Source organism: Maribacter sp. (assembly GCF_039974175.1).
Lineage (GTDB): Bacteria > Bacteroidota > Bacteroidia > Flavobacteriales > Flavobacteriaceae > Maribacter_C.
Genome location: NZ_JBDWJN010000003.1, coordinates 32,278 through 56,292, shown reverse-complemented (window position 1 = coordinate 56,292; position 24,015 = coordinate 32,278). Strand labels below are relative to the sequence as shown.

Below are 24,015 nucleotides of genomic sequence, written 5' to 3'. Positions count from 1 at the left end.
GAGTTCGTTTTTTGAATTTGTATTTGACTTTTGAGTTTGAGTAAGAATCATTTACATTTGCTTGACGAATTCAAAATACCTGTAATGAACATACCATCAGAATTAAAGTATACCAAAGATCACGAGTGGGTCAGCATCGAAGGTGATGTGGCTACCGTTGGAATTACCGATTTTGCCCAAGGCGAACTGGGCGATATTGTCTATGTCGAAGTCGAGACCTTAGACGAGACCTTAGATCAAGATGAGGTCTTTGGAACGGTTGAAGCTGTAAAAACAGTTTCTGATCTTTTTCTTCCATTGAGTGGAGAGATTGTCGAATTCAATGAAGCTCTAGAAGACGCCCCTGAAAAGGTAAATACCGATCCTTATGGTGAAGGATGGATGATCAAAATAAAAATGAGTGACCCTTCACAGTTTGACGGCCTACTATCGGATGCCGATTACAAAGCCTTGGTTGGTGCCTAAGAGATTTGTTTTTACAATTGCATTTGTAAGCTGGATGGTGTTCATAACATTTTCCAGCTTATATTCTTTTGAGGATGTTGATCCGCCAAGCTTTGAAATTCCACATCTTGATAAAATAGTGCATTTTACCTTTTATTTTGTGGCCTGTATTTTAGGAGTGTTCTTTTTAAGAGAGCGTTCAAGGGGTAAGCTGCAATTGAAAAAAGCTGTGCTATTTATGATCTTCGGAACTATTTTGTTTGGGGTATTAATGGAAGTGTTTCAATATTATCTTACTACTGCAAGAACTGCCGATACACTAGACGGTGTGGCGAATACCATAGGCAGTATCAGCGGTGGAATGTTAATGAAATGCTACTTTTCGGGCAAAAGACGGTTGAAGTGGCAATTTTAGACGGTTTCGATGAATAGCGAAATCTTTTGTTATTATAGAAATTTAACGGGTCTATAACAGATTTTAATTTTGCACGATTAGAATAATTAATTAAATTAGCAAACACATTAAATGTAAAACTATGGAACCAAAAAAGAATCCAAAAGCAGATTTAACTAGAAATACTGGTTTATATTTTGCTGTAGGATTGTTCGCTGTAATGGCTCTTACTTATTTTGCCTTGGAGCATAAGACCTATGAAGGTGGCAATGAATACGATATTTCTATGAATGTTGATGATGACTTGGATGAGGAAGTTCCGATGACTGAGCAATTAAAAACACCTCCACCTCCACCTCCGCCAGCAGCTCCGGAAATCATTGAGGTTGTTGAAGATGAAGAAGAGGTTGAAGAAACGGTTATCGAATCTACAGAAAGTAACGAGGAAGAAGAAGTTATGGAAGTAGAGGACGTTGAAGTAGAAGAAATAGAAGAAGATGTAGATGTACCTTTCGCGGTAATCGAGAACGTTCCTGTTTTTCCAGGCTGTGAAAAAGAAAGTAACAAACGTGCTTGCTTCAATAAAATGATGCAAAAGCATATTAGCAAAAACTTCCGCTATCCTGAAATTGCTCAAGAAATGGGTGTTCAAGGAAGAGTAAGTGTAATGTTTACGATTCAAAAAGACGGAAGCATTGGCAATGTAAGAATGCGTGGTCCAGATAAAAATTTGGAAAAAGAAGCTGCAAGAATCATTGGTAAATTACCCAGAATGACACCTGGTAAGCAAAGGGGTCGTGCGGTACGTGTTCCTTTTAGTATTCCAATTACATTTAAATTACAATAAAAGAGATTTTACTCTTTATACGAAATCCCTAACTTTTTAAGTTAGGGATTTTTTTTGCCGTAGATATTTATATCGGCTGGTGTACAGCTAAGAATGTAGAATCTTAGCTTTTATTTGTCATAAGATTGGGGCTTAAGACGTCTGTGGTAAAAGCTGAGATTAAATCGATGTAATTCGTTGTAAAAAAGAAGGTTGGGGTTTATCTTTGCAGACCATTTAGAAATAGATATGAAGACAGCGGTCAGTACGGCAAAGAATAGCGCTTGGTCTTTGGTTTTTTCCGATTTTAAGGAGATTACTAAGGCACGACTGGCGGTTAGCGTTGTATTCTCGTCTATTGCAGGTTATCTCTTGGCACCCGTTGCTATAAACCCAATTTCGCTGCTGCTTTTGGCGTTTGGTGGGTATTGTATGGTGGGTGCTTCCAACGTTTACAACCAAATTATAGAAAGAGATTTGGACGCTTTGATGAGCCGTACGAAGAATCGTCCGATTCCCTCTGGTCGTATGTCGGTGAACAAAGCCCTGACAATAGCCATCTTGTTAACTGTATTGGGCGTAATTGCCTTGTATTATTTGAACCCAAAGACCGCAATGTTCGGGGCAATATCTATCTTTTTATATACTAGTGTTTATACGCCTTTGAAGACCAAAACACCATTGGCGGTTTTTGTGGGAGCCTTTCCTGGAGCCATACCTTTTATGTTGGGCTGGGTAGCAGCTACAAATGATTTTGGAATTGAACCCGGCACCTTATTTATGATTCAATTCTTTTGGCAGTTTCCACATTTTTGGGCGCTAGGTTGGATGTTGGACGAGGATTACAAAAAGGGCGGTTTTAAAATGCTTCCCACAGGGAAAAAAGATAGAGGTACAGCCTTACAAATTGTCATGTATACCATTTGGATGATAGTGATTTCTGTTATTCCGGCTTTTGGAATTACCGGAGCATTGACCTTGTCGATCCCCGCTGCCATCATAGTATTTCTAATGGGAATGGTAATGCTGGTTTTTGCCCTCCGTTTATACGAAAAAAGGGATAATCCCGCGGCACGGAAATTAATGTTGGCTAGTGTAAGTTATATTACGTTGATGCAGCTTGTTTACGTAATTGATAAATTTTTATAAAGAATGGATTTAACCCAAGGTTCGGAGAAGGAGAAGTACGATAGATCGAAAAAGATGATGTTATGGTTCGGTATTGCCGCTTTAGTGATGGGCTTTGCCGGATGGACCAGCGCCTATATTGTGAGTAGTTCACGAGAAGATTGGATTAAAGATATTGAATTACCCTCTTTGTTTTATGTGAGCACGGCCCTCATTGTTGTTAGCAGTCTAACGTACATTTTAGCCAAGCAAAGCATACAGCAAAACAAATCACAGCAGAGCACTATTTTTTTGGTCGTTACCTTAATTCTAGGGGTAAGCTTTATCTACCTACAATTTCAAGGTTTCGAACAAATGTTAGGCAATGGGTACCGGTTCACCGGCCCTACAAGTAGCATTAAAATGTCTTATGTCTTTTTAATTGCATTTGTGCATATTCTGCATGTAGTGGCGGGACTCATTTCACTGTCAGTAGTTTTGTACAATCAGCTAAAAGGAAAATATACTTCCGTATCCTATTTGGGTATTTCGTTGGGAGCTACTTTCTGGCATTTTCTTGGCATTTTATGGGTGTATTTGATATTGTTTATGACCTTTGTAAAATAAATTGAATTAAAATTGGTTTTGATAGCGATTCGATTTTTGAAACGTTAAAAAAGATGTAAATTTGCACAAATTCTAATCATACGATAAGTTATATATGGATTCAACGGTAGCGACAGGTTCGGAAGAAAACGTTTGGGGTGGTGGCAATAGGCCCCTTGGAGCAAGTTATGGTAAATTGATGATGTGGTTTTTCCTCGTTTCTGATGCCTTGACCTTTTCAGGTTTATTAGCTGCCTATGGTTTCTCTCGTTTTAAGTTTATCGAAACTTGGCCAATTGCTGATCAGGTTTTTACCCATGTACCTTTTGTGCATGGTAACTTTCCTATGATTTATGTGGCGTTTATGACGCTTATTCTGATTATTTCATCAGTAACGATGGTGTTAGCAGTAGATGCAGGCCATAGAATGAAGAAGAATGCCGTTATCTGGTATATGTTCTTAACGATCATTGGGGGTGCTATTTTCGTGGGTTCTCAGGCTTGGGAATGGGCAACCTTTATCAAGGGTGATTTTGGAGCGCTTGAAACGAAAGGAGGTCGTATCTTACAATTCGTAAATGCGGATACAGGTGAAAGAGCCGCGATAGCCGATTTTTCTGAAAGCATTGCTAGTGAACGCGTAAATCATGAAAAGAAGAATGGGATATGGTACTATGAGGGTACAGCGCTTCCATCGTATTCTTTGAATGAGGTTATCGAAGGAGTCAAAGCCCATCCGAATATTCTGATAAGAACGGAAGCCATTATACAAGAAGGAGAGGGGCAAGGCGAGAAAACCCTTTTAACCAGAGAGGAATCGCTGGCAAAGTTAAATGATGCAGTGCAAGTGGTTGAAGGTGCTAACTTGATTCAAAACGAATATGGCAGTCGACTGTTTGCCGATTTCTTTTTCTTTATCACAGGGTTTCACGGTTTCCACGTAACTTCGGGAGTAGTCATTAATTTGATTATTTTCTTCAATGTCGTTCTAGGTACGTATGAGAAGCGCGGTCACTATGAAATGGTAGAAAAGGTGGGACTGTACTGGCACTTTGTAGATTTGGTTTGGGTATTTGTATTTACCTTCTTCTACTTGGTATAATTTGATTGCTGTAAAGGCAGACACCGTACATTCTTATAAGGAAAATTGATTACAATACGTTATTATAAAAAAGCTTAACATCTCAACTAAAATGGCACACGAACACAAATTAGAAATATTTAGAGGATTGTGGAAATTCAAGTCCAACACCCAAAAAATATGGGGCGTACTGGCTTTCTTATGTGTAGTTACTGCTGTGGAAGTTGTATTAGGTATTATGAAGCCAGAAGTTCTTCTCCACAATACCTTTATAGGCATGAAGCTGTTGAATTGGATATTCATCATTTTAACGCTCGTGAAGGCATATTACATTGCCTGGGATTTTATGCACCTTCGTGATGAGAAAACAGCATTGAGAAGAGCCATAGTATGGACCCCGATATTCTTGGTTGCTTATCTTGTATTCATCTTGCTTTTTGAAGCCGATTATGTGTACAACGTTTATAAAGATGGTTTCGTAACTTGGAACTTCTAACGTATAATTAACAGATAAAAAAGACGGCATTCGAGCCGTCTTTTTTATTTTTGTTTGTGCTGAATTAGTACAGCAACTTTTCAATTTTCTTTGAGCTCGCATTTTTTAGAAATGCTGATCGCCTAGTACTGAATCTATGAAGAAGACCTTTGTTTTAGTAGTGCTTTTTATTCTTCCCATTGTAGCATATCTCTTTTTTGCTTCAGGAGTAAATAATTTTGGAAAACTTCCCATATTAACAGAAAATATAAACGATGTTTCTAATTTTGACGGCAGTGTTACGCTTCAAGATAAGATTACAGTACTTGGATTTCTAGGAAGTGATATCGAGAATAAAAAAGGGAACGCTTTCAATCTCAACCAGAAGATATACAAGCGTTTTTATGAATTTAATGATTTTCAATTCGTGATGCTTGTTCTCCAGGGTAGTGAGGCAAAGGTCGATGCTCTAAAAACTGAGCTGGGAAATCTTACAGATATAAAAAAGTGGAAGTTTGTCTATGCCAAAGAAAACGAGATTAGAAACTTCTTTGCAAGCCTGAAAGCAGACTTATCATTGGATGAAAATTTAGCAACACCCTATGTCTTTATTATAGATAAGGATAAAAACCTGAGAGGCCGAACCGATGATGAGGATGAAGGTACCAAATATGGTTTCAATACCGTGTCGGTTGCCGAACTAAACAACAAAATGGAGGATGATATGAAGATTATCTTGGCAGAATATCGCCTGGCCTTGAAAAAGAATAATGCAGATCGAACAAAGTAATGAAGAATAAATACACCTATGTGTGGGTATCGTTGGTTATCTTGATTTTTGGAATCCTATTTATTCCGAAGATAGTTGAACGTGTCAAAAGTGGTGCTGTCGTTGAAAACGACAGAATAAATATTAAAGATAATAGCGGAGACCTGGCATTTGTTATGCTAAATGGAAAAAAGCGCCGTGTACCTAGTTTTGAATTTTTAAATCAAGATAGTTTACTAATCAGCGACAAAGACTATGAAGGTAAAGTTTTTGTAGCGGAGTTCTTTTTTACCAGTTGCCCTTCAATATGTCCGATTATGACCAAGAATCTGGTGGAACTTCAAAACCAATTTTCGGCTGCGGAAAACTTCGGCATTGCTTCCTTTTCTATCACTCCCGACTACGATACCCCCCGAGTTTTAAAGGAATATGCAGAACGCTATGCTATAACCGATTTAGATTGGCATTTAATGACCGGTGATAAAGCTAAAATCTATGATCTAGCAAATAGCGGCTTTAATATTTTTGCCGCCGAAATGCCAGATGCTCCCGGTGGATTTGAACATTCTGGCCTGTTCGCACTAATTGATAAAAATGGCTTCATACGCTCGAGAGTAGATGACTTTGGCAACCCTATTGTATATTATAGAGGCGCAATAACCGAAGCCCAAGATGAAAATGAAGAAGGCGAAAAGCAACAGATTACTATTTTAAAGGAGGATATCAAAAAACTACTCGAGGAATAAATGGAAGATTTGGCGCTAAAAGAAAGAAGATTCAATCGATTGATAACTGTTGTGTCAATTGTAGTTCCCATCGTGGTTGCTATTTTGTTCGGAGTAAAGCTAGATGGTGTAGAACGATTGGGTTTTCTTCCTCCTATTTATGCAACTATAAACGGTCTTACAGCAATTTTACTGCTACTTGCGGTTTGGGCCATTAAGAAGGGAAACCAGCCATTGCATCAAAAGCTAATGACAAGCTGTATAGGGCTGTCTCTTATTTTTTTAATACTCTATATTATCTACCACATGACTTCAGAATCTACGTCCTATGGCGGAGAAGGAGTATTTAAATATGTATATTTCGTTGTATTGATTTCACATATCGTTTTATCTATTGCAGTAATTCCTTTGGTCTTAAAAACCTACGCAAAAGGGTATTTAGGTAAGTTTGAAAGTCATCGTAAATTCGCCAAGATTACGTTTCCCATTTGGTTGTATGTGGCCGTTTCTGGGGTAATTGTATATCTTATGATTTCACCATATTATGTGAATTAAAGTAGTAGTCAGCCCGAGCATGGTCGAAGGCCCTTTTATGAAAAGATTTGTTGTCATACTTGTATTTTTAGCGTTCTTTTTTATTCCAGAAACGGCGAAAGCGCAATGCGCTATGTGCCGTGCGGTGCTAGAAAGTGAGGGTAATGCGGCGGTGGCCGAGGGTATTAACAACGGCATCGTTTATCTTATGGCTATACCCTATGTTTTGGTAGGAGTGCTCTTCTATTTTGTCTACAAAAAGATGAAGAACTAGTATTCAAAGATTATTTTAACATTTTTTTGTTACCCAAACTGTAACATTTTTAATAGTTATGTAGTCTAATAAATGTGCGATAGTCCCCCTATTTCACTTCATCAATCAACAAAATCAATACAATGTTCGACATCGAAAGATGGCAAGAGATTTTTGATACCATCCGTAAAAACAAATTACGGACCTTTCTTACGGGTCTCTCTGTCGCCTCCGGAATTTTCATCTTAGTTATTTTATTGGGCTTTGGTCAAGGTATGCAAAATGGCATCGCCAAAGAATTTGAACGAGACGCCAGCAATATGATTGGGGTATGGACTCAGGTCACAACCAAGGAATATAAGGGATTGAATCCTGGGCGTGTGATACAGCTTCGCGATGAGAACTATGACTTTGTTGAAAAGTTACATTCCGACAAATTAGAATACAAATCCCCCATGTACCGGGTTTTTAATACTTCTATAAACTACGGTGCGGAGTCTGGTGCCTATTCGATATGGGGTACTTCTCCCGACTTTCAGCAATTGGAGAACGCATTTATGTCTTACGGTCGTTTTTTGAATTATAATGACAACCTCCAAAAAGGTAAGGTGGTGGTTATAAGCAATAAAATTCATCGGGAGTTGCTGGGCATGATTGAAGATCCTATTGGAGAACACATTGAAATTTCGGGTTTAAGTTTTCAAATTGTAGGGGTATATGGAGACATTGGCGGTGATCGTGAAGAGGAAAAAATATATATGCCAGTAAATACAGCACAAGCGGTCTTCAATGGCGCTGATCGTCTTAATATGATGTACTTCACCTTAAAACCGGCGGAGACTTTTGAACAATCGTTGGTAGAATCAACTCAGTTTACCGAGGAACTTAAATCGTATCTCAAGCAAACCCATACCGTGGCGCCCGATGATCAAAGTGCGATAAACACCTTCAATACATTGGAAAATGTGCAGCGCTTTTATAATCTCACCAATGGGATACGCCTATTCTTTTGGTTTGTTGGTATTTGCACCATTATTGCTGGTATTGTTGGTGTGAGCAATGTTATGCTCATAATCGTACGTGAGAGAACAAAAGAAATAGGTATTCGAAAGGCGCTAGGAGCAAAACCAATTTCGGTTATCGGTCTAATTTTGCATGAGGCCATTTTTGTGACCGCTGTTTTTGGCTTTGGTGGCTTGATTTTCAGTATGGGGCTTTTAGAGATTTTAGGACCCATGGTTGAAGTTGACTATATCCTGAATCCATCAATCGATTTTAAGGTTGCATTGACAACCGTGTTCATACTAATTTTTGCCGGGGCCTTAGCAGGGTTTTTTCCGGCTTGGAGGGCGGCAAAGATCAAGCCAATCGTTGCATTGAGAGACGAGTAATTAACGCATACGCGGTTTTAGGAATTTTAAAAATAGAAACAGAAAAAGAAGATGTTTAATAGAGATCGTTGGACGGAAATATTACAAGTACTAACAACCAACTGGTTTAGAACTGTACTTACTGCCTTTGGCGTCTTTTGGGGAATATTTATACTGATTTTGCTATTGGCTGCCGGTAAAGGATTAGAGAATGGTATAAGGGCTGATTTTGGAGATATCGCGACCAATACTATGTTTATGTGGACACAAGGGGTTACAAAAGCATACAAAGGGCTTCCTAAGGATAGAAACTTCAATTTCAAGATTGAAGATGTCGATGCCATTTGGCGCGACGTTCCCAACCTACGCTACGTTTCTCCACGAAACCAATCTGGCGGATTTCAAGGCTCGAGCAACGTGGTTCGCGGCCTGAAGAGCGGAGCGTTTAGTATCTATGGTGATTATCCTGAAATCATTAACCAACAACCGATGGATATTACTTCCGGTAGATTTATTAACCATTCAGATATAAAGGAAAAGCGAAAAGTAGCCATTATCGGCACTGATGTTCGAAAAAGCCTATACGAGAAGGATGAAGAAGTACTTGGCAGCTATATTAAAATCAATGGTGTCAACTTTATGATTATCGGTACCTACCATAAAAGCAATTCAGACGGCAACAATGAAGCACAGCAAGACATTTATACCCCTTTCACCACCTTTTCCCAAGTTTTTAATCGCGCCAATAACGTCGGCTGGATGGCGATTACAGCTGTTGATGGCACACCAATTACCGAAATTAAGGAGAATATATTTACACTTTTAAAAGAACGACATACGATTCATCCAGAAGATCTTAGGGCCATCGGTCATTTCGATCTTTTTGAGCAATTCAGCAGGGTAGTTACCCTATTTGGGGCTCTGGAATTCATCGCTTATTTCGTTGGCATTTTGGTGCTCTTGTCGGGTATTATTGGCGTGAGTAATATTATGCTCATTGTGGTAAAAGAGCGTACCAAAGAAATCGGAATACGAAGGGCCTTAGGTGAAAACCCATGGTCTATCAAAAAACAGATTCTAATGGAATCGATATTCTTAACGATTATCTCTGGAATGGCAGGTATTGTTTTTGGAGCATTGACGATATATGGAATCAATTATTTGTTGCAGATGGTAGGCCCCGTAATGATGTTTGTAAACCCAAACGTGAATTTAGGGGTTGTGGTCGTTGCATTGACCATTTTAATTATCTCAGGCCTTTTAGCTGGCTTTATTCCCGCAAATAGTGCCATTCGAGTTAGGCCCATTGAAGCGTTACGAGCCGAATAGCATTTGAAATAAGAAGGCGTATCGCTTAGTATAAAGAAACAATTTTAAACCTTGACATAAAATCATCAATCGAATCAAACTAAATACAAAATGAAAAAGAAAGTAACCATTGTAATCCTATTAACCATTGTTTTAGCCTTTGGGGGTGCCATGTATTATTTATATCAAAAAAATTCGGAAGACCCCATAGTTTATGAAACGGAAGAGGCTTCAAAGCAAACCATTGTTAAGAAGACCGTAGCCACGGGCAGTATTCTTCCCCTTGAGGAGGTATTGATCAAGCCAAATATTTCTGGGGTTATAGAAGAAGTATTTGTTGAAGGCGGTGACTATGTAAAATCAGGTGACCTCATATGTAGAATAAAAGTTGTTCCGAACCTTAATGCTCTGAACGATGCACGAAATGCGATAGATGAGGCGAAAATTGCCTTAGACGATCAAAAACGAAATTTAGATAGGCAAAAAAGCCTTTTTGACAAAGGAGTTATTTCGAAGGTCGATCTTGAGCGAGCTGAAGTAAGTTTTGACCAGGCCAAACAGTCATACGGGGCCGCAAATAAGCGTTATGATATTGTAAAAACAGGTACTGCAAAGGGATATGGAAGTGCTGCCAATACGCAAATTCGTGCAACCGTAAGTGGTATGGTGCTTGAAGTACCTGTAGAAGTCGGTAATCAGGTAATTGAAAGTAATAATTTTAATGAGGGAACTACCATTGCCGCAATTGCGGATGTTGAAAAAATGATATTCGAAGGCAAGGTAGATGAATCTGAAGTAGGTAAAATCAAAGAAAATCTTCCCTTGGAAATTACAGTAGGAGCAATAGAAAATCAAAAATTCGACGCTGTTTTAGACTACATTGCCCCAAAAGGGAATGAAGAAAACGGAGCCATACAATTTGAAATCAAAGGAACCCTTACTAAAAGTGATACTACCTTCATTAGAGCGGGCCTGAGTGCCAATGCGTCCATTATTCTGGCAAGGGCAGATAGTGTTCTAGCCGTTAAAGAAGCCCTAGTGCAATTCGATTCTACTACCAAAAAACCTTTTTTGGAGATAGCGACTGGAGATCAACAATTTGAACGAAAAGACATAGAATTGGGGGTTAGTGATGGCATTTTCGTCGAAATAAAATCAGGTATTTCAGCCGATGATAAAATAAAAGTTTGGAATCAAATCAAGCCTCAAGAGTTCGCAGAAAACAATTAACATAAAATTTATAGCAATTCTTGTAACAATTTAACGACTTGGGTGTCTTATTGGCAAATACCTTAGGCAGCGACCAAGCAAAACAAATACAACCAACATGATTGAAATCAAAAACCTTCATAAATCGTATAAAATGGGAAGCAATTCCCTTCATGTTTTAAAAGGTATTAACTTTTCTGTAGAAGAAGGCGAATTGGTCGCCATTATGGGTTCCTCTGGTTCTGGGAAATCTACCTTATTAAATATTTTAGGAATGTTAGATGGGTTAGACGAAGGCTCGTACACCTTAGACAGCGTTCCCATTAAAGAACTCAATGAAACAAAAGCCGCGAACTACCGCAACAAATTTTTAGGCTTTGTATTCCAATCTTTTAATCTTATCAATTACAAAAACGCGATGGAAAATGTGGCCTTACCACTGTACTATCAGAAGGTAGGTAGAAAAGAGCGCCAAGAAAAGGCATTGAAATACTTAGAACAAGTAGGTTTGAAAGAATGGGCCACACATTTACCTAGTGAACTTTCGGGAGGTCAAAAGCAGCGTGTGGCAATTGCTCGGGCAATGGCCGCTGAGCCTAAAGTGTTATTGGCAGATGAGCCAACTGGTGCACTTGATAGTAAAACTTCGTATGAAGTGATGGATTTGATTCAGAAAATTAATGACGAGGGCAATACGATATTGGTGGTAACACACGAGCCAGATATTGCCAATATGTGTAAACGTATTGTACATCTAAAAGATGGTGTGATCGTAGAAGATAAAAAAGTAAAACAAGTAAGAGCGTCAGAATATGTTTGATAGAGATATTTGGCAGGAAATTTTTCACAGCATTAAGAACAACAAATTGAGAACGTTCTTAACAGGCTTTTCGGTGGGTTGGGGAATCTTTATTCTGGTAATGCTATTAGCGTCTGTTAATGGTATGCAGAATGGATTTTATAGTCAGTTCAATGATGACGCGACCAATTCAATTTTCATTCGACCGGGCCTCACCTCAAAAGCATATGCAGGCTTTGAGAAGGATAGAAGAATTCAGTTAAGAAATGATGATGTAGAGTACATACGAAAAAGTTTTTCCAAAGACTATGAACATATTACTGGTCGTATGTTCAAAAACACATCTGCCCGTTACAAAAGTGAAACCGGTAGCTATTCTGTGCAAGCAATACATCCCGACCATCAGGTTATCGAAAAGACTATTGTGACAAAAGGAAGATTCATCAATATCAATGATCTAACTTCTGCATCGAAAGTTGCGGTAATCGGAAGAAAAGTAGGCGAAGATTTATTTAAGGAAGAAGACCCACTCGGCAAATTTGTAGAATTTAATGATTTGCCCTTTCGTGTAATAGGAATTTTTACAGATGAAGGAGACGACAATGCTGAAAGAAGAATTTATGCGCCCTTAACAACGTATCAGAAAATTTATTCGAATACCGATGAGATTGATGGAATAGCTCTTACTTATAACTCCTCTTATGATTTGACGAAGGCGTTGGAATTTTCAACGCGCTTGGAGAATATATTGAAGCGAAGACATAAAATTGCCCCAGAAGATCAATCCGGAATACGAATTTGGAATTATGCCGAAGCCTTTTCAGATATCAGCAGTTTTACAGGCGTTTTATCTTGGATAGGCATCGCTGTAGGTATTTTGATTTTAATTGCGGGCATTGTCGGTATTGGAAACATAATGGTTTTTATCATAAAGGAGCGTACCAAAGAGATAGGAATACGAAAAGCACTGGGAGCGGTTCCGGGTCAGATAATAAAATTGGTGCTCTTAGAATCGGTTTTTATTACGGCTTTATCTGGTTTTATAGGGCTGTTTTTTGCAACCGGTATTTTGGCCGCAGTTGGGCCTGCAATGCAATCTCCGGCCTTTACCAATCCATCCGTTAGCTTTTCAATTGTGCTTACTGCCACTATTATTTTGGTAGTTGCCGGTGTACTTGCAGGATTGATTCCTGCTATGAAGGCTGCGAATATAAAGCCCATTGTGGCATTGAGAGACGATAAATAAAATACTATGTGGTTATTCGATAGAGATTTATGGAGAGAAGTTTTTACCACCCTTGGCAAGAATATGTTTCGAACATTTCTTACCATGCTGGGCGTCATATTTGCAATGGTCATTTTGATGCTCCTCCTGGGTTCTGCCAATGGTATGAGTAATGGTTTTGACAAAGTGTTTGCTGGTACAGCTTCCAATAGCCTTTTTGTTTGGAGCCAAAGAACCTCAGAACCTTATAAGGGTTTTGAAAGAGGGAGGGAAATCAATTTTAGAATTGAAGATGCCACTATTCTAAAAGAACAAATCCCCGAGATTGAAGTATTGGCACCTAGAATAGAATTAGGCAGTCATCGAAATATAGTAACGGTATATCGAAAAGGGCGTAAAAGTGGTTCTGCAGTTTATGGAGATTATCCAGAAATTGATAATATCACCAAAAAGAGGTTGGTAGAAGGTCGTTTTCTAAACCAATCAGATATCGATGATTCAAAGAAAGTTTGCGTTATCGGGGAGGAAACGTTTAAGTTACTATTTGACAAGGGCGAGGATGCCATTGGACAAGATATAAGAATTAATGGGGTTTTCTTCAGAGTTGTTGGTATTTACAAACCCAACAACAACATAAATATAGATGGTGAGAACGCCGTATTTATTCCTTTTACTACATTCCAAAAAGCATTCAGCTCTGGAGACCGTATGGGATGGATGGCCATTGCTGTGAATGAAGAGACCACAGTACCCGTGGTAGAGGCAGAAATTAAAAAGTTACTTAAAAATAAATACGATATCAGCCCAGATGATGAACGCGCTATAGGGAGTTTCGATATGTCAGAAATATTCAACAATATATCGGCGTTTACCACTGTTTTGAAAGGGTTTTCCTTTTTTGTCGGCATTTTTACCTTGCTGGCTGGTGTAATTGCGATAAGTAATATTCTCTTAATTACGGTTAAAGAACGCACGAAAGAAATTGGGGTAAGGCGAGCTCTTGGAGCTACACCAAGAATTGTAAGACGTCAAATTGTGATGGAGGCCATAATCCTTACCGCCTTTGCTGGGCTCATTGGTTTTGCCATATCTGTAGGTATTCTTACCGGCTTAGATGCATTATTTGGTCAGGGCGATGATTTTCCATTTAAAAACCCTATGGTCAGTATACCGCAATTCGGGGTGTCGTTTTTACTTATGGTTGGGCTGAGCGTTTTGATCGGACTCCTGCCTGCAAATAGGGCGGTTAAGGTTCGTCCAATAGAAGCATTAAGAGAAGAATAGAAAAAAAATAGCAATTCAAATAACAATCAAACTAATACATCAATGAACAAGTACGTAAAATACGGATTAATCGCTGTAGCGGTAATAGCAATTTTAGGAGCGGTGGTAGTTTTTCTGAAGAAAAACAGCACTCCAAAGAAACTTTATGAGACAGAAACTGTCGAAAAGAAAGATATCGTAAATCAAGTTATTGTTACTGGTAAGGTTATTCCCGAAGATGAAATTGAGATCAAACCACAAATTTCAGGAATTATCGATAAGATCTATCTTGAAGAAGGGGTTGATGTTAAAGCTGGAGATTTAATAGCGATAATTAAGATCGTTCCTAACGAACAATCTTTAAACCAAGCTAGGGGTCGCGTACGGAACGCGGAAATTGCCCTGAATAATACGAAAATTGAATATAACCGAAATAAGGCCCTATTTGATAAAGGAGTTATCGCCAGTCAAGACTTCAATAATTTGCAGCTACAATTAGACCAGGCTGAACAAGAAATAAGAAATGCACAGGCCGATTATCAGATTATCCGACGAGGCTCGGCAGGAGGGTCGTCAACTGCGAATACCAATATTAGAGCAACGGTCGCTGGTACGATCTTAGAGATTCCTGTAGAAGAAGGAGATCAAGTAATTCAAAGTAATAACTTCAATGATGGAACTACGATTGCTACGATTGCCGATATGTCGAAAATGATTTTTGAAGGAGAGGTCGATGAGGCGGAAGTTGGAAAGTTAACATTGGGTATGCCTCTAGATATTAGCTTGGGCGCTTTAGAGAAATCTACTTTTGAGGCAAAATTAAAATTTATAGCCCCCAAAGGTGTAGAGGAAGAAGGAGCCGTTCAATTCAAAATAGAAGGTGATTTAGTGGTAAGTGATAGCGCATACGTTCGCGCAGGGTATAGCGCAAATGCATCGATAGTTTTACAGGAGAAGAAAGATGTTTTGGCGATTAAAGAAGCGCTACTACAGTTTGATAAAGAGACTGAAAAACCTTATGTAGAAATAGAAACTGGTGATAATGAGTTTGAACGCAAAGATCTGGAGTTAGGAGTTAGTGATGGAATAGATGTGGAGGTTGTTTCCGGACTGGAGGAAGATGATAAAATCAAGGTGTGGAACGAGCTGGCCCAAAAAGACGATGATTCAGATAATGACTAAATCTTTTCAATACATCAATCAAATCAATAATTAAGAAAAATCAAGAAATGAAATTCAAGCTAACAACTATATTGCTTATTTTGACAATATCATTTGGTTCTGCACAGGTTAAAAAATGGACACTCGAGGAATGTGTAGTCTATGCCGTAGAGAACAATATTACTGTTGCTCAATTTGAGTTGGATTTGGAAAATGCAAAAATCGACAAGTCAGATGCCCTTGGTAATTTTTTACCAACCTTAAATGGATCGACAACGCTCTCGAGTAATACAGGATTTTCTATTAACCCTACGAATAACCTTCCTACGAACACGACCCAGAACAATTTAAACGCTGGGCTAAGTACCAATGTGAACCTTTTTAACGGACTTCGAAATCGGCACCGTATGAATAGGGCAAAATTGAACGCTATTGCGAACCAATATCGTTTAGACGACTTAAAAGATGATATTCGACTTAACGTAGCGAACGCCTACCTTCAGGTGCTTTCGAATAAAGAAGCCCTAAAAGTAGCTCGAGCACAGTATGACGTTACCGAACAGGATCTTAAAAGAACAAAGGAACTTGTTGATTCAGGAGTGGTGCCCAAAGGTGATTTGTTGGAAATAGAAGCTACCGCTGCAGGTCAAGAACAACAAATTGTGAATTCCGAAGCCTTAGTGCAAATATCAAAAATTGGCCTAGCACAGTTACTACAGATTACTGACTATGCGAATTTTGACACTTCAGATGAGGCTTTTGAAGTTCCGGTCTCGGAAATATTAAACAACTCTCCTAATTCTATATTTGCGAAGGCGCTTGAGTTTAGAAACGATATTAAACTTTCAAAGTCGAACGTCGAATTGGCAGAAAGGGATTTGCAGATTAGCAAAGGCGCTCTTTTACCCACCCTGACGGGTTTTGCGAATTATGGAACACGATATTCTGATGTAGCCCAGATTCCTGTAGCTGGACTTCCAGCAGGTTCTCCACCAGAATTTTTCACGCCTAGTTTTGTAGATCAACTTTGGATTTTTGATGGTGTGAGCTATGGTGTTCAGCTTAACGTTCCGATTTTTACGGGCTTTAGCACAAAAAATAATATAAAGAGATCACAAATTGCGGTTGAGCGTGCGAAATTGCAATTGGAACAAGATAAGTTGGATTTAGAAAATGTAATCAATCAGGCCTATACTGATGTTACTACCTTTTACAAGGCTTATGAGGCTGCTGAAAAGACCTTGGAAGCAAGAAGATTGGCTTATGAATACTCCAAAGAACGCTTCGATGTAGGGCTAATGAATTCTTTTGATTTTAGTCAAGCACAATCTCGTGTCGACAATGCTGAAGCTGATGTGGTACGAACTAAATATGATTACATATTTAGGCTCAAAATATTGGAATTCTATTTCGGACTTCCTATTTCATTAGATTAAGTATTTCTAAATGTTGTTAATCAACCCGCAAGCTATATTAAAGCTTGCGGGTCTTTTTTGTTTCAAATTGAAGGATATATCTTTGCGTCAATTATGGCATTGATTTTAAATCTAGAAACGGCAACGACGAACTGCTCAGTTAGTTTGGCCAAGGCGGGTACAACTATTGCTATCAAAGAGCATGATACGCCGAACTATTCCCATTCTGAACAGCTTCATGTTTTTATACAAGAGGTGTTAAAAGAAGCATCTGTTGCACTATCTGATATTGCGGCCATTGCTGTGAGCAAAGGCCCGGGTTCTTATACTGGCCTAAGGATAGGTGTTTCAGCCGCTAAGGGGCTTTGTTTTTCTTTAGATATTCCTTTGATAGCAGTAGAGACTTTAACGAGTCTTGCCAGTCAGGGAAAACTACAAGACTTTGACTTTATTATTCCACTGCTTGATGCCAGACGAATGGAGGTATATTCTAAAGTTTTTGACAATCAGTTGAATGAAATTCGCGAGACAAGAGCCGAAATTATCGATGCGAATTCATTTGACACATATTTGCAAAAAGGGAAGGTGTTATTATTGGGGAGCGGCGCTTCAAAATGCAAAGGAGTGCTTGAAAATGACAATTTAGAGTATGCTGTCGATGCAGTGCCTTCCGCGCAACAGCTAGCGAAGCTATCCTTTGAAAAATATCAGGATAAGGATTTCGAAGACGTCGCCTACTTTGAGCCCTACTACCTGAAAGACTTTATTCTTCAGGCCAAGGCTAAGAAATTCATTTAGTTTAAAGTATCATAGTACGAAATAAGCTGAATAACTTCTTCTTCGGTCTTCAATTTTAATTTGTTCTTTTTTATATAAGTGCGCAATTCATTGTACTTGTCGTTAAGCGCAAATAACACTTCTTTTTTTGATAATTTTATTCTGGTAGCTGGCCTGTATTTTCTTTTGATAAAATAATGGGTTAGTGTTAATAGAGCAGTTGGTTCGAACCGGTTGTAACCATGGTCTGAGGACTTAAACTTTGGAATTCTTTTGATGGTTTTCAAATAAAGTTTGGTCTCGCCATCAGACAGCTTATTGAAATAACCTTCTTTTATATTGCCTCTTATTGTTTTGTCTCCATTTTGGGGTAAGTAGTACAAAGCCTTATCTTGAACGGTCTCTTCATAGTCAAGAATGCGGTAGATTTTTTCATCAAATGCTACTAGAATGTTAGCTGATTTTAGCACGGAAGCTTCTTTGTTGTTCTTATCCAAAACTTCAAACATTCCGAGGTAGGCGTTGTAGCGCATTCGGAACTCTTTCTTAGATGGGCCATTGATAATTACGCCCATTTCATATTTTTCATTTAAATAGGGACTCCCGTTTACTGCAAATACTCTTTCAGCAAAGAAACCTTTCCCTATATCAAACCGTACCAGCACAGGCTCTTCGGTAGCCTGTGAGAAACATTGAAAAGAGGAAACTAGCATCAAAATGTAGCATATTCTTTTCATATACTTAAATTTAGTAAAACCTTATTCTACAAGAATTGGAGACTTGCAAAGCTGAAAATTCACCTAGTTCAGCGTATCGTAGAAGGCAATAACCTGATTAACTTCTTCTACGGTCTTCACTTTTAATTTGTTCTTTTTTATGAATGCCCGAACTTCGTCGTACTTATTATTCAATGCAAAGAGCACTTCTTTTTTAGATAGTTTTATGCGCACGGCCGGCCTATGTTTTCTTTTGATATAATAATGAGTAATGGTCACAAAAGCAGAGGGTTCGAACCTTTCGTACCCGTGTTCAGCTTGCTTAAATTTAGGTACTCTTTTAAACGTTTTTTGATAGAGCGTCGTTTCTCCTTCATTTAAAACGCTAAAATAGCCCTCTCTCTTATTGCCATTTATTCTTTCGTTGGAAGTGTTAGGCACATAATATAATGCCTTATCTCTTACCGTCTCTTCATAGGTAATCAGTTGGTAAGTAGTACTGTCGAGTACCACCTTGATAGTTGGAGACTTTGCGACAAATGATTTTTTCTTGTTTTCATCCAAAACCTGAAAACTATCATAATAGGCATTATAGCGTAAAAGGGCTTTCGTTTTTTTTGCTCCATTAACTATAAACCCTTCCTTGTGTATTTCATTCAGGTACGGGCTACCTTTTACGGTAAACACCCTCCCTTGATCACCTCTAGCGGGATCGGTGTTCTCAGGACTCCCGGGTAAGTTATACCGTACCCTCACAGGCTCATCGGTATCCTGTGAATAGCTGTAAAAACTAGCTATTAGAAGCGTGAAAAGAAATAATCTATTCATATACAAAAGATAATAAAAAAAACCTTCATGATTCAACTTGTTTACCAGAGCGCTTGAATTTAATGGCTTACTTGGCCAACTGCCCAATGGCTTCATCTACGGTTGATACGGGAAGCTTGCAAGCTCCTTTTTCACATATGAAGATAAGTGTTTTGTCAGGGGAATATCTATTTTGTAAAATACCAAGGGTACTTTCTTGCCGGGTAGCCGCCAAAATAGTGTTGGGTAAATAGTGGCTTGACAAGGCCTTTGTATTTTCTTTAAAAGCTTCCCCCACAACTGCTATTTCGTAAAATTGCTGGTCAAAGAATAGGAGTAGTTCCAACCAATTTGCATGGTTTTGAGCACCCTTCTCAAAGTTGTGTTGAACGTTTTTTAATAGTTGCAAAGCAGTTTCCTGATAATCTTCATCTGGAAACAGTTTCGAAAGCCTAAATAGATTCTTTGCCATGATAGAGTTCGATGCAGGCACTACATTGTCTGTAGTTTCAATAGTTCTTCGGATCACAAAATCATCTTGTTTTGAGGTAAAGAAAAACATTCCGCTTTCCGAATCAAGAAAGTTTTCTTGACAGTAAGACGTTAATTCGTTGGCATGTGCCAACCATTGTTCATCAAAGGTGACCTCGTACAGACCAATGAACGCTTCAATGACCGAAGCGTAATCCTCTAAATAGCCGTTGATGGTACTTTTTCCGTTTTTGTGATTGTGCCAAAGTCCGCCATCCGGTTGTAGCAAATTTTCCAAAATAAAGTTGGCGTTTTTTAAGGCGAGTTCTAAGTAACTATCATTGTCAAGATAGCGATAAGCGTCTACCAATCCGTTTAGCATAAGTCCGTTCCAAGAAGTGAGCATCTTATCATCTAGTCGCGGTCGGTTTCTTTTATTTCGTTCCGCATTCAATCGATCTAAAGAACTATTGATTATTCTGCTCAACTCGTTGATCTCGATCGCATGCTTTTTGGCTATTTTTTCTGTGGGTTCATCGCGTATCAAAACGTAATTCCCATGTTCCCAATGTCCGTAACTGTTGATATTGAAATAGTCTTTGAAAATTTCGAAATTCTTACCTAAAAGAGCCTTTAGCTGTTCTTCCTGCCAAACATAATAGGCTCCTTCTTCCAATTTACCCATTTCTGTAAGGCTATCAGCGTCTAAAGAGGAATAGAACCCGAAGTTAGGATGCATGAGCTCCTTCTCCACAAAGGCTATGGTTTGCGCTGCAGTAGTTTTGTACAACTCATTTTTGGTAGTTGCATAGGCTTTTGCATACAGACTGATTAATTGACCGTTGTCGTATAGCATTTTTTCGAAATGAGGTACGTGCCATTTCGTATCAACTGAATATCTAGAGAATCCGCCACCTACATGGTCAAAGATGCCTCCCCAAGCCATTTTGGTCAAAGTGGTATGTACATATTCTAGTATGTTTTCATCTCCTTCAGACATTCCGTAATGCAGCAGAAAATTAAGATTGACCGGCATCATAAATTTCGGGGCACGTTTATAACCTCCTAAGAAGGTGTCAAAATAACGAGACCAATTGTTTACGGCTTCAGCTAATTGTTCCGACCTAAAAAGTTGAAGATCATTTTGATTTTCAACAAGATTCACAGCTCTAATTCCCTCGGCAAGGTTATGGGCATATTCCTGTACTTTTTGCGGGCTTTTGCGATGCGCATTGGAAAGCTGCATTAGAATGTTTATCCAATCTTTCTTTTTAACATAGGTAGCACCCCAAAACGGACGGCCATCGGGAAGCGCCACGATGTTCAAAGGCCAACCCCCACTACCTGTCATCATTTGAAGGGCGTCCATATAAATATGGTCTACATCGGGCCGCTCTTCGCGGTCTATCTTGATATTGATAAAATGGGCATTCATAATTGTTGCCACGTCCTCATCTTCAAAACATTCATGTTCCATTACATGACACCAATGACATGCAGCATAACCAATACTTATAAGTAGGAGTTTGTTTTCCTTTTTTGCCCTTTCCAATACTTCAGGTTTCCAAGCTTCCCAGTTAACAGGGTTATGAGCGTGCTGCAGTAAATAGGGACTTGTTTCATGTATGAGGGCGTTGGTATATGCATGGGCCATAGTATTCGTTTTTTGGGCATAAAAATTCAGCGAAAGCAGTAGGAATATAACTATTTTGAATTTGCAGAACATACTCAAATTTAGTATTAATATAACCTATAAAAAAAGCATCCTATATTATATGGATGCTTTTAAAGAAGTTCAATTTTATAGTTTTTACTTCACCTCGAAAGTGATTTTAACATTTACTCTAAAATCATCAATTTCGCCATCTTTTACGCTGGCGCTCTGATCTTGAATGTAAACCGAACGAATGTTTTTTACCGATTTAGAAGCCTGTGCAACTGCATTTTTTGTTGCATCTTCCCAGCTCTTATCTGAATTCGCAAGGACTTCTATAACTTTTAAAATTGCCATAATTTCTTGTTTTTAGATTTGCATCAAGATAACAAATTATTAATGCAAAATGCTAGATAAATCTTACAAATTACCCGTTCAGTGCTACGACTTCGTTGATTCGATCACCCATCATGTTTTTTAGCATGGTTTCGATACCGTTTTTAAGCGTAAAGGTAGATGACGGACAACCGCTACAGGCACCTTGTAAAATTACATTCACGGTTTTGCTCTCTTTTTCGTAAGATTTAAAAAGAATGTTGCCCCCGTCGCTGGCCACGGCAGGTTTTACGTATTCTTCTAAAATATCAATAATTTCTAGAGATGTATCATCTAATTCTGCATCGGGCCGATCCAACTGCTGTGCTACTTCCGGTTTGTTTTGAGGTTGTATATCTAGAGAGACAACATCCTTACCATCTGCAATAAAATCGCGAATAAGTTCACGCAATTCCATGGTAATATCATCCCATTCAGCCACTTCATATTTCGTTACCGAAACATAGTTTTCGTCTAGAAAAACCTGTTTTACGAACGGAAATTGAAAAAGGGCCTTGGCCAAGTCTGAATCTTTCGCCTCATCTATGTTTTTAAACTCAAACACAGCAGGTACGATTTTTCGACTGGCTACGAACTTCATCGTAGCGGGGTTCGGCGTTACTTCGGCATATACGGTGACCGCTACTTTTTTTGTTTGTTCCTCTTCCGCTACAACAGGTTCACCGGCATTGAGGTATTCCACCAATTGCTGCGCAACTTCGTCTTTTACATCAGACCATTCTACAATATCAAAACGTTCAAGACCAATGAAGTTGCCTGAAATATATACGGTTTTGATGAACGGTAAATAGAACAACTGCTGTGCCAATGGCGAGTTTTTTGCCTCATCAATGTTCTTAAACTCGTAATTTGTGCCCGTTGTTATAAAGTGATTGGTCTCAAATTTTAAGATGGCTGGGTTGTTAGTTTCTACCACAGTAATCGAATACTCTTTCATTGCCTTTGATTTTCAGCAAAAATACGAAGTAAATACAAATATAGCCTGCTTAGTTGACGCCCAAATGCCTTAAAGTTTCCTCAAAATTCGGACGAAGGCTGTTCTTGGTTTTTCAACCAAGTTTTGGCTGATATGGAAAGGAAAAGGCGAAATGTGCAGAATTTTTTGAAGAGCGTACCGGTTTTTTGGGAAAAGGCATACTAGATTACTGGTATAAGTACATATAATATAGTTGCATTTCATCCGTTATACTTTATATTTAGTCGGTAGAACAATAGCCCCAGCCAATAAATGAAAAATCTTTTAATAGTCCTATTTGCTTTCTTAGCCTTTGGTACTTCGTCATCTGCTCAAGAAGGGATTCCTGTATATTTCGATTATCTAGCTGACAATTACTATCTGGTATACCCCTCGATGGCGGGTATCGGTGAAGGCGGAAAAATTCGTGGAACCATAAGAAAGCAATGGTTTAATGTTGATGAGGCGCCAAGTCTTCAAACCTTGAATGCACACTTTAGACTAGGAGATAGCAATAGCGGTATTGGTGCCATTGTTTTTAATGACGCCAACGGTTACCATTCGCAAACAGGAGTAAAATTAACCTATGCTCATCATTTGAAGATGGGAGGCGATATTCGTTATTTGAATCAACTTTCATTTGGTCTTAGTGCGGGCATATTACAAAGTAACTTAGATGAATCTGAATTTCGCTCGGTAATACAAGATCCAGTGATTACTGGGGTAAATAACAGTGTAAGCTACTACAATGTTGATTTAGGCATATCGTATAGCAAAATGGAGTTTTATGCCCATTTCGCCGCCCTAAATATCTTAGGTAGCGGTAGAGATTTGTATACAGCCATTGAGTTCGATAATTTAAGAAGGTATCTTGCTTCAGTAGGATATATCTTCGGAAAGAATGAAGTGCAGATCGAACCATCGATTCTATTTCAAATGACCGAGTTTACCAGAGAGAAAACTATGGACATCAATGCCAAGATCTACAAAGACGTTGACTTTGGAAGAATTTGGGGTGGATTGTCTTATCGTAGAAGCTTTGATGGAGCTCAATTTCAAACTGATGGCAGTTTCGGTGAACAGCGTTTGCAGTTGATAACGCCAATTGTTGGTGCGAACATTGGCAAGTTTTTAGTATCCTATAATTATTCTTACCAAATAGGGGATATTCGTTTCGATAACGGTGGATTCCATCAGATTACTGTTGGTTACGACTTCGGTCAAACTGAACGAAAATATGATTGCTACTGCCCGGCGGCGCAGTAGGGTAAAAGT

At 38.7% G+C, this 24,015-nt stretch carries 26 protein-coding genes; 21 read left to right on the top strand and 5 right to left on the bottom strand.

Features of this window, described 5'->3' with window-relative positions; genetic code table 11:
• Nucleotides 1-84: 84 nt before the first annotated feature.
• The 20 genes from gcvH to tsaB all read left to right on the top strand — a co-directional run bounded on the left by gcvH (nt 85) and on the right by tsaB (nt 17,762).
• A complete protein-coding gene (gene gcvH, locus ABJN95_RS01355) occupies nt 85-465 on the top strand; it encodes a glycine cleavage system protein GcvH (protein ID WP_348368191.1) in 381 nt (126 codons plus the stop codon).
• Nucleotides 458-859 carry a VanZ family protein gene (locus tag ABJN95_RS01350; protein WP_348368190.1) on the top strand — a complete coding sequence of 134 codons (402 nt, stop codon included), beginning with the start codon at nt 458-460 and terminating at the stop codon, nt 857-859. The genes gcvH and ABJN95_RS01350 overlap by 8 nt, the downstream gene beginning before the upstream one ends.
• Before the next feature lie 121 nt (nt 860-980).
• Nucleotides 981-1,685, top strand: coding sequence for an energy transducer TonB (locus ABJN95_RS01345; protein ID WP_348368189.1), 705 nt, complete (start codon nt 981-983; stop codon nt 1,683-1,685).
• A 228-nt stretch (nt 1,686-1,913) separates the two neighbouring features.
• The gene (cyoE, locus tag ABJN95_RS01340) at nt 1,914-2,813 is read left to right on the top strand and encodes a heme o synthase (protein ID WP_348368188.1); all 900 of its coding nucleotides are present in this window, start codon (nt 1,914-1,916) and stop codon (nt 2,811-2,813) included.
• 3 nt (nt 2,814-2,816) lie between these two features.
• Nucleotides 2,817-3,398: a cytochrome c oxidase subunit 3 gene (locus tag ABJN95_RS01335; RefSeq protein WP_348368187.1), complete on the top strand. Its 582-nt coding sequence runs from the start codon at nt 2,817-2,819 to the stop codon at nt 3,396-3,398.
• A 94-nt stretch (nt 3,399-3,492) separates the two neighbouring features.
• Nucleotides 3,493-4,479 carry a cytochrome c oxidase subunit 3 gene (locus ABJN95_RS01330; protein ID WP_348368186.1) on the top strand — a complete coding sequence of 329 codons (987 nt, stop codon included), beginning with the start codon at nt 3,493-3,495 and terminating at the stop codon, nt 4,477-4,479.
• A 91-nt stretch (nt 4,480-4,570) separates the two neighbouring features.
• Nucleotides 4,571-4,954 carry a cytochrome C oxidase subunit IV family protein gene (locus tag ABJN95_RS01325; RefSeq protein ID WP_348368185.1) on the top strand — a complete coding sequence of 128 codons (384 nt, stop codon included), beginning with the start codon at nt 4,571-4,573 and terminating at the stop codon, nt 4,952-4,954.
• A gap of 136 nt (nt 4,955-5,090) precedes the next feature.
• Nucleotides 5,091-5,723, top strand: a complete 633-nt coding sequence (locus ABJN95_RS01320; protein WP_348368184.1) for a hypothetical protein — start codon at nt 5,091-5,093, stop codon at nt 5,721-5,723.
• Nucleotides 5,723-6,448 (top strand): SCO family protein, encoded by a 726-nt coding sequence (locus ABJN95_RS01315; protein WP_348368183.1) that lies wholly within the window; start codon nt 5,723-5,725, stop codon nt 6,446-6,448. Before ABJN95_RS01320 ends, ABJN95_RS01315 begins: the two co-directional genes overlap by 1 nt.
• Complete coding sequence (locus ABJN95_RS01310; protein WP_348368182.1) at nt 6,449-6,982, top strand: DUF420 domain-containing protein; 534 nt, start codon at nt 6,449-6,451, stop codon at nt 6,980-6,982.
• A 37-nt stretch (nt 6,983-7,019) separates the two neighbouring features.
• A complete protein-coding gene (locus ABJN95_RS01305; protein ID WP_348368181.1) occupies nt 7,020-7,235 on the top strand; it encodes a hypothetical protein in 216 nt (71 codons plus the stop codon).
• 122 nt (nt 7,236-7,357) lie between these two features.
• Nucleotides 7,358-8,605, top strand: coding sequence for an ABC transporter permease (locus ABJN95_RS01300; RefSeq protein WP_348368180.1), 1,248 nt, complete (start codon nt 7,358-7,360; stop codon nt 8,603-8,605).
• 51 nt (nt 8,606-8,656) lie between these two features.
• Nucleotides 8,657-9,913: an ABC transporter permease gene (locus ABJN95_RS01295; RefSeq protein WP_348368179.1), complete on the top strand. Its 1,257-nt coding sequence runs from the start codon at nt 8,657-8,659 to the stop codon at nt 9,911-9,913.
• Between the two features lie 90 nt (nt 9,914-10,003).
• Nucleotides 10,004-11,122: an efflux RND transporter periplasmic adaptor subunit gene (locus ABJN95_RS01290; RefSeq protein ID WP_348368178.1), complete on the top strand. Its 1,119-nt coding sequence runs from the start codon at nt 10,004-10,006 to the stop codon at nt 11,120-11,122.
• Nucleotides 11,123-11,219: 97 nt separating this feature from the next.
• Nucleotides 11,220-11,921: an ABC transporter ATP-binding protein gene (locus ABJN95_RS01285; protein WP_348368177.1), complete on the top strand. Its 702-nt coding sequence runs from the start codon at nt 11,220-11,222 to the stop codon at nt 11,919-11,921.
• On the top strand, nt 11,914-13,146 hold the full coding sequence (locus ABJN95_RS01280) for an ABC transporter permease (RefSeq protein WP_348368176.1): 1,233 nt from the start codon (nt 11,914-11,916) through the stop codon (nt 13,144-13,146). The genes ABJN95_RS01285 and ABJN95_RS01280 overlap by 8 nt, the downstream gene beginning before the upstream one ends.
• A 6-nt stretch (nt 13,147-13,152) precedes the next feature.
• On the top strand, nt 13,153-14,409 hold the full coding sequence (locus ABJN95_RS01275) for an ABC transporter permease (RefSeq protein ID WP_348368175.1): 1,257 nt from the start codon (nt 13,153-13,155) through the stop codon (nt 14,407-14,409).
• A gap of 42 nt (nt 14,410-14,451) precedes the next feature.
• On the top strand, nt 14,452-15,570 hold the full coding sequence (locus ABJN95_RS01270) for an efflux RND transporter periplasmic adaptor subunit (protein WP_348368174.1): 1,119 nt from the start codon (nt 14,452-14,454) through the stop codon (nt 15,568-15,570).
• Between the two features lie 47 nt (nt 15,571-15,617).
• Complete coding sequence (locus ABJN95_RS01265; protein WP_348368173.1) at nt 15,618-16,985, top strand: TolC family protein; 1,368 nt, start codon at nt 15,618-15,620, stop codon at nt 16,983-16,985.
• Nucleotides 16,986-17,078: 93 nt separating this feature from the next.
• On the top strand, nt 17,079-17,762 hold the full coding sequence (tsaB, locus tag ABJN95_RS01260) for a tRNA (adenosine(37)-N6)-threonylcarbamoyltransferase complex dimerization subunit type 1 TsaB (RefSeq protein ID WP_348368172.1): 684 nt from the start codon (nt 17,079-17,081) through the stop codon (nt 17,760-17,762).
• On the opposite strand, the gene ABJN95_RS01255 is transcribed toward tsaB, so the two are convergent.
• The 5 genes from ABJN95_RS01255 to ABJN95_RS01235 form a co-directional block, all read right to left on the bottom strand.
• Nucleotides 17,759-18,478, bottom strand: a complete 720-nt coding sequence (locus ABJN95_RS01255) for a hypothetical protein (RefSeq protein ID WP_348368171.1) — start codon at nt 18,476-18,478, stop codon at nt 17,759-17,761. The genes tsaB and ABJN95_RS01255 overlap by 4 nt on opposite strands.
• Nucleotides 18,479-18,541: 63 nt before the next feature.
• Complete coding sequence (locus tag ABJN95_RS01250) at nt 18,542-19,285, bottom strand: hypothetical protein (RefSeq protein ID WP_348368170.1); 744 nt, start codon at nt 19,283-19,285, stop codon at nt 18,542-18,544.
• A gap of 67 nt (nt 19,286-19,352) precedes the next feature.
• Nucleotides 19,353-21,389, bottom strand: coding sequence for a thioredoxin domain-containing protein (locus ABJN95_RS01245; RefSeq protein WP_348368169.1), 2,037 nt, complete (start codon nt 21,387-21,389; stop codon nt 19,353-19,355).
• Between the two features lie 156 nt (nt 21,390-21,545).
• Nucleotides 21,546-21,746 (bottom strand): dodecin family protein, encoded by a 201-nt coding sequence (locus tag ABJN95_RS01240; RefSeq protein ID WP_348368168.1) that lies wholly within the window; start codon nt 21,744-21,746, stop codon nt 21,546-21,548.
• 70 nt (nt 21,747-21,816) lie between these two features.
• Nucleotides 21,817-22,722: a NifU family protein gene (locus ABJN95_RS01235; protein ID WP_348368167.1), complete on the bottom strand. Its 906-nt coding sequence runs from the start codon at nt 22,720-22,722 to the stop codon at nt 21,817-21,819.
• Between the two features lie 291 nt (nt 22,723-23,013).
• Between ABJN95_RS01235 and ABJN95_RS01230 the strand changes: the two genes are divergently transcribed.
• Nucleotides 23,014-24,006 carry a type IX secretion system membrane protein PorP/SprF gene (locus ABJN95_RS01230; protein ID WP_348368166.1) on the top strand — a complete coding sequence of 331 codons (993 nt, stop codon included), beginning with the start codon at nt 23,014-23,016 and terminating at the stop codon, nt 24,004-24,006.
• The last annotated feature ends 9 nt before the right edge of the window (nt 24,007-24,015 follow it).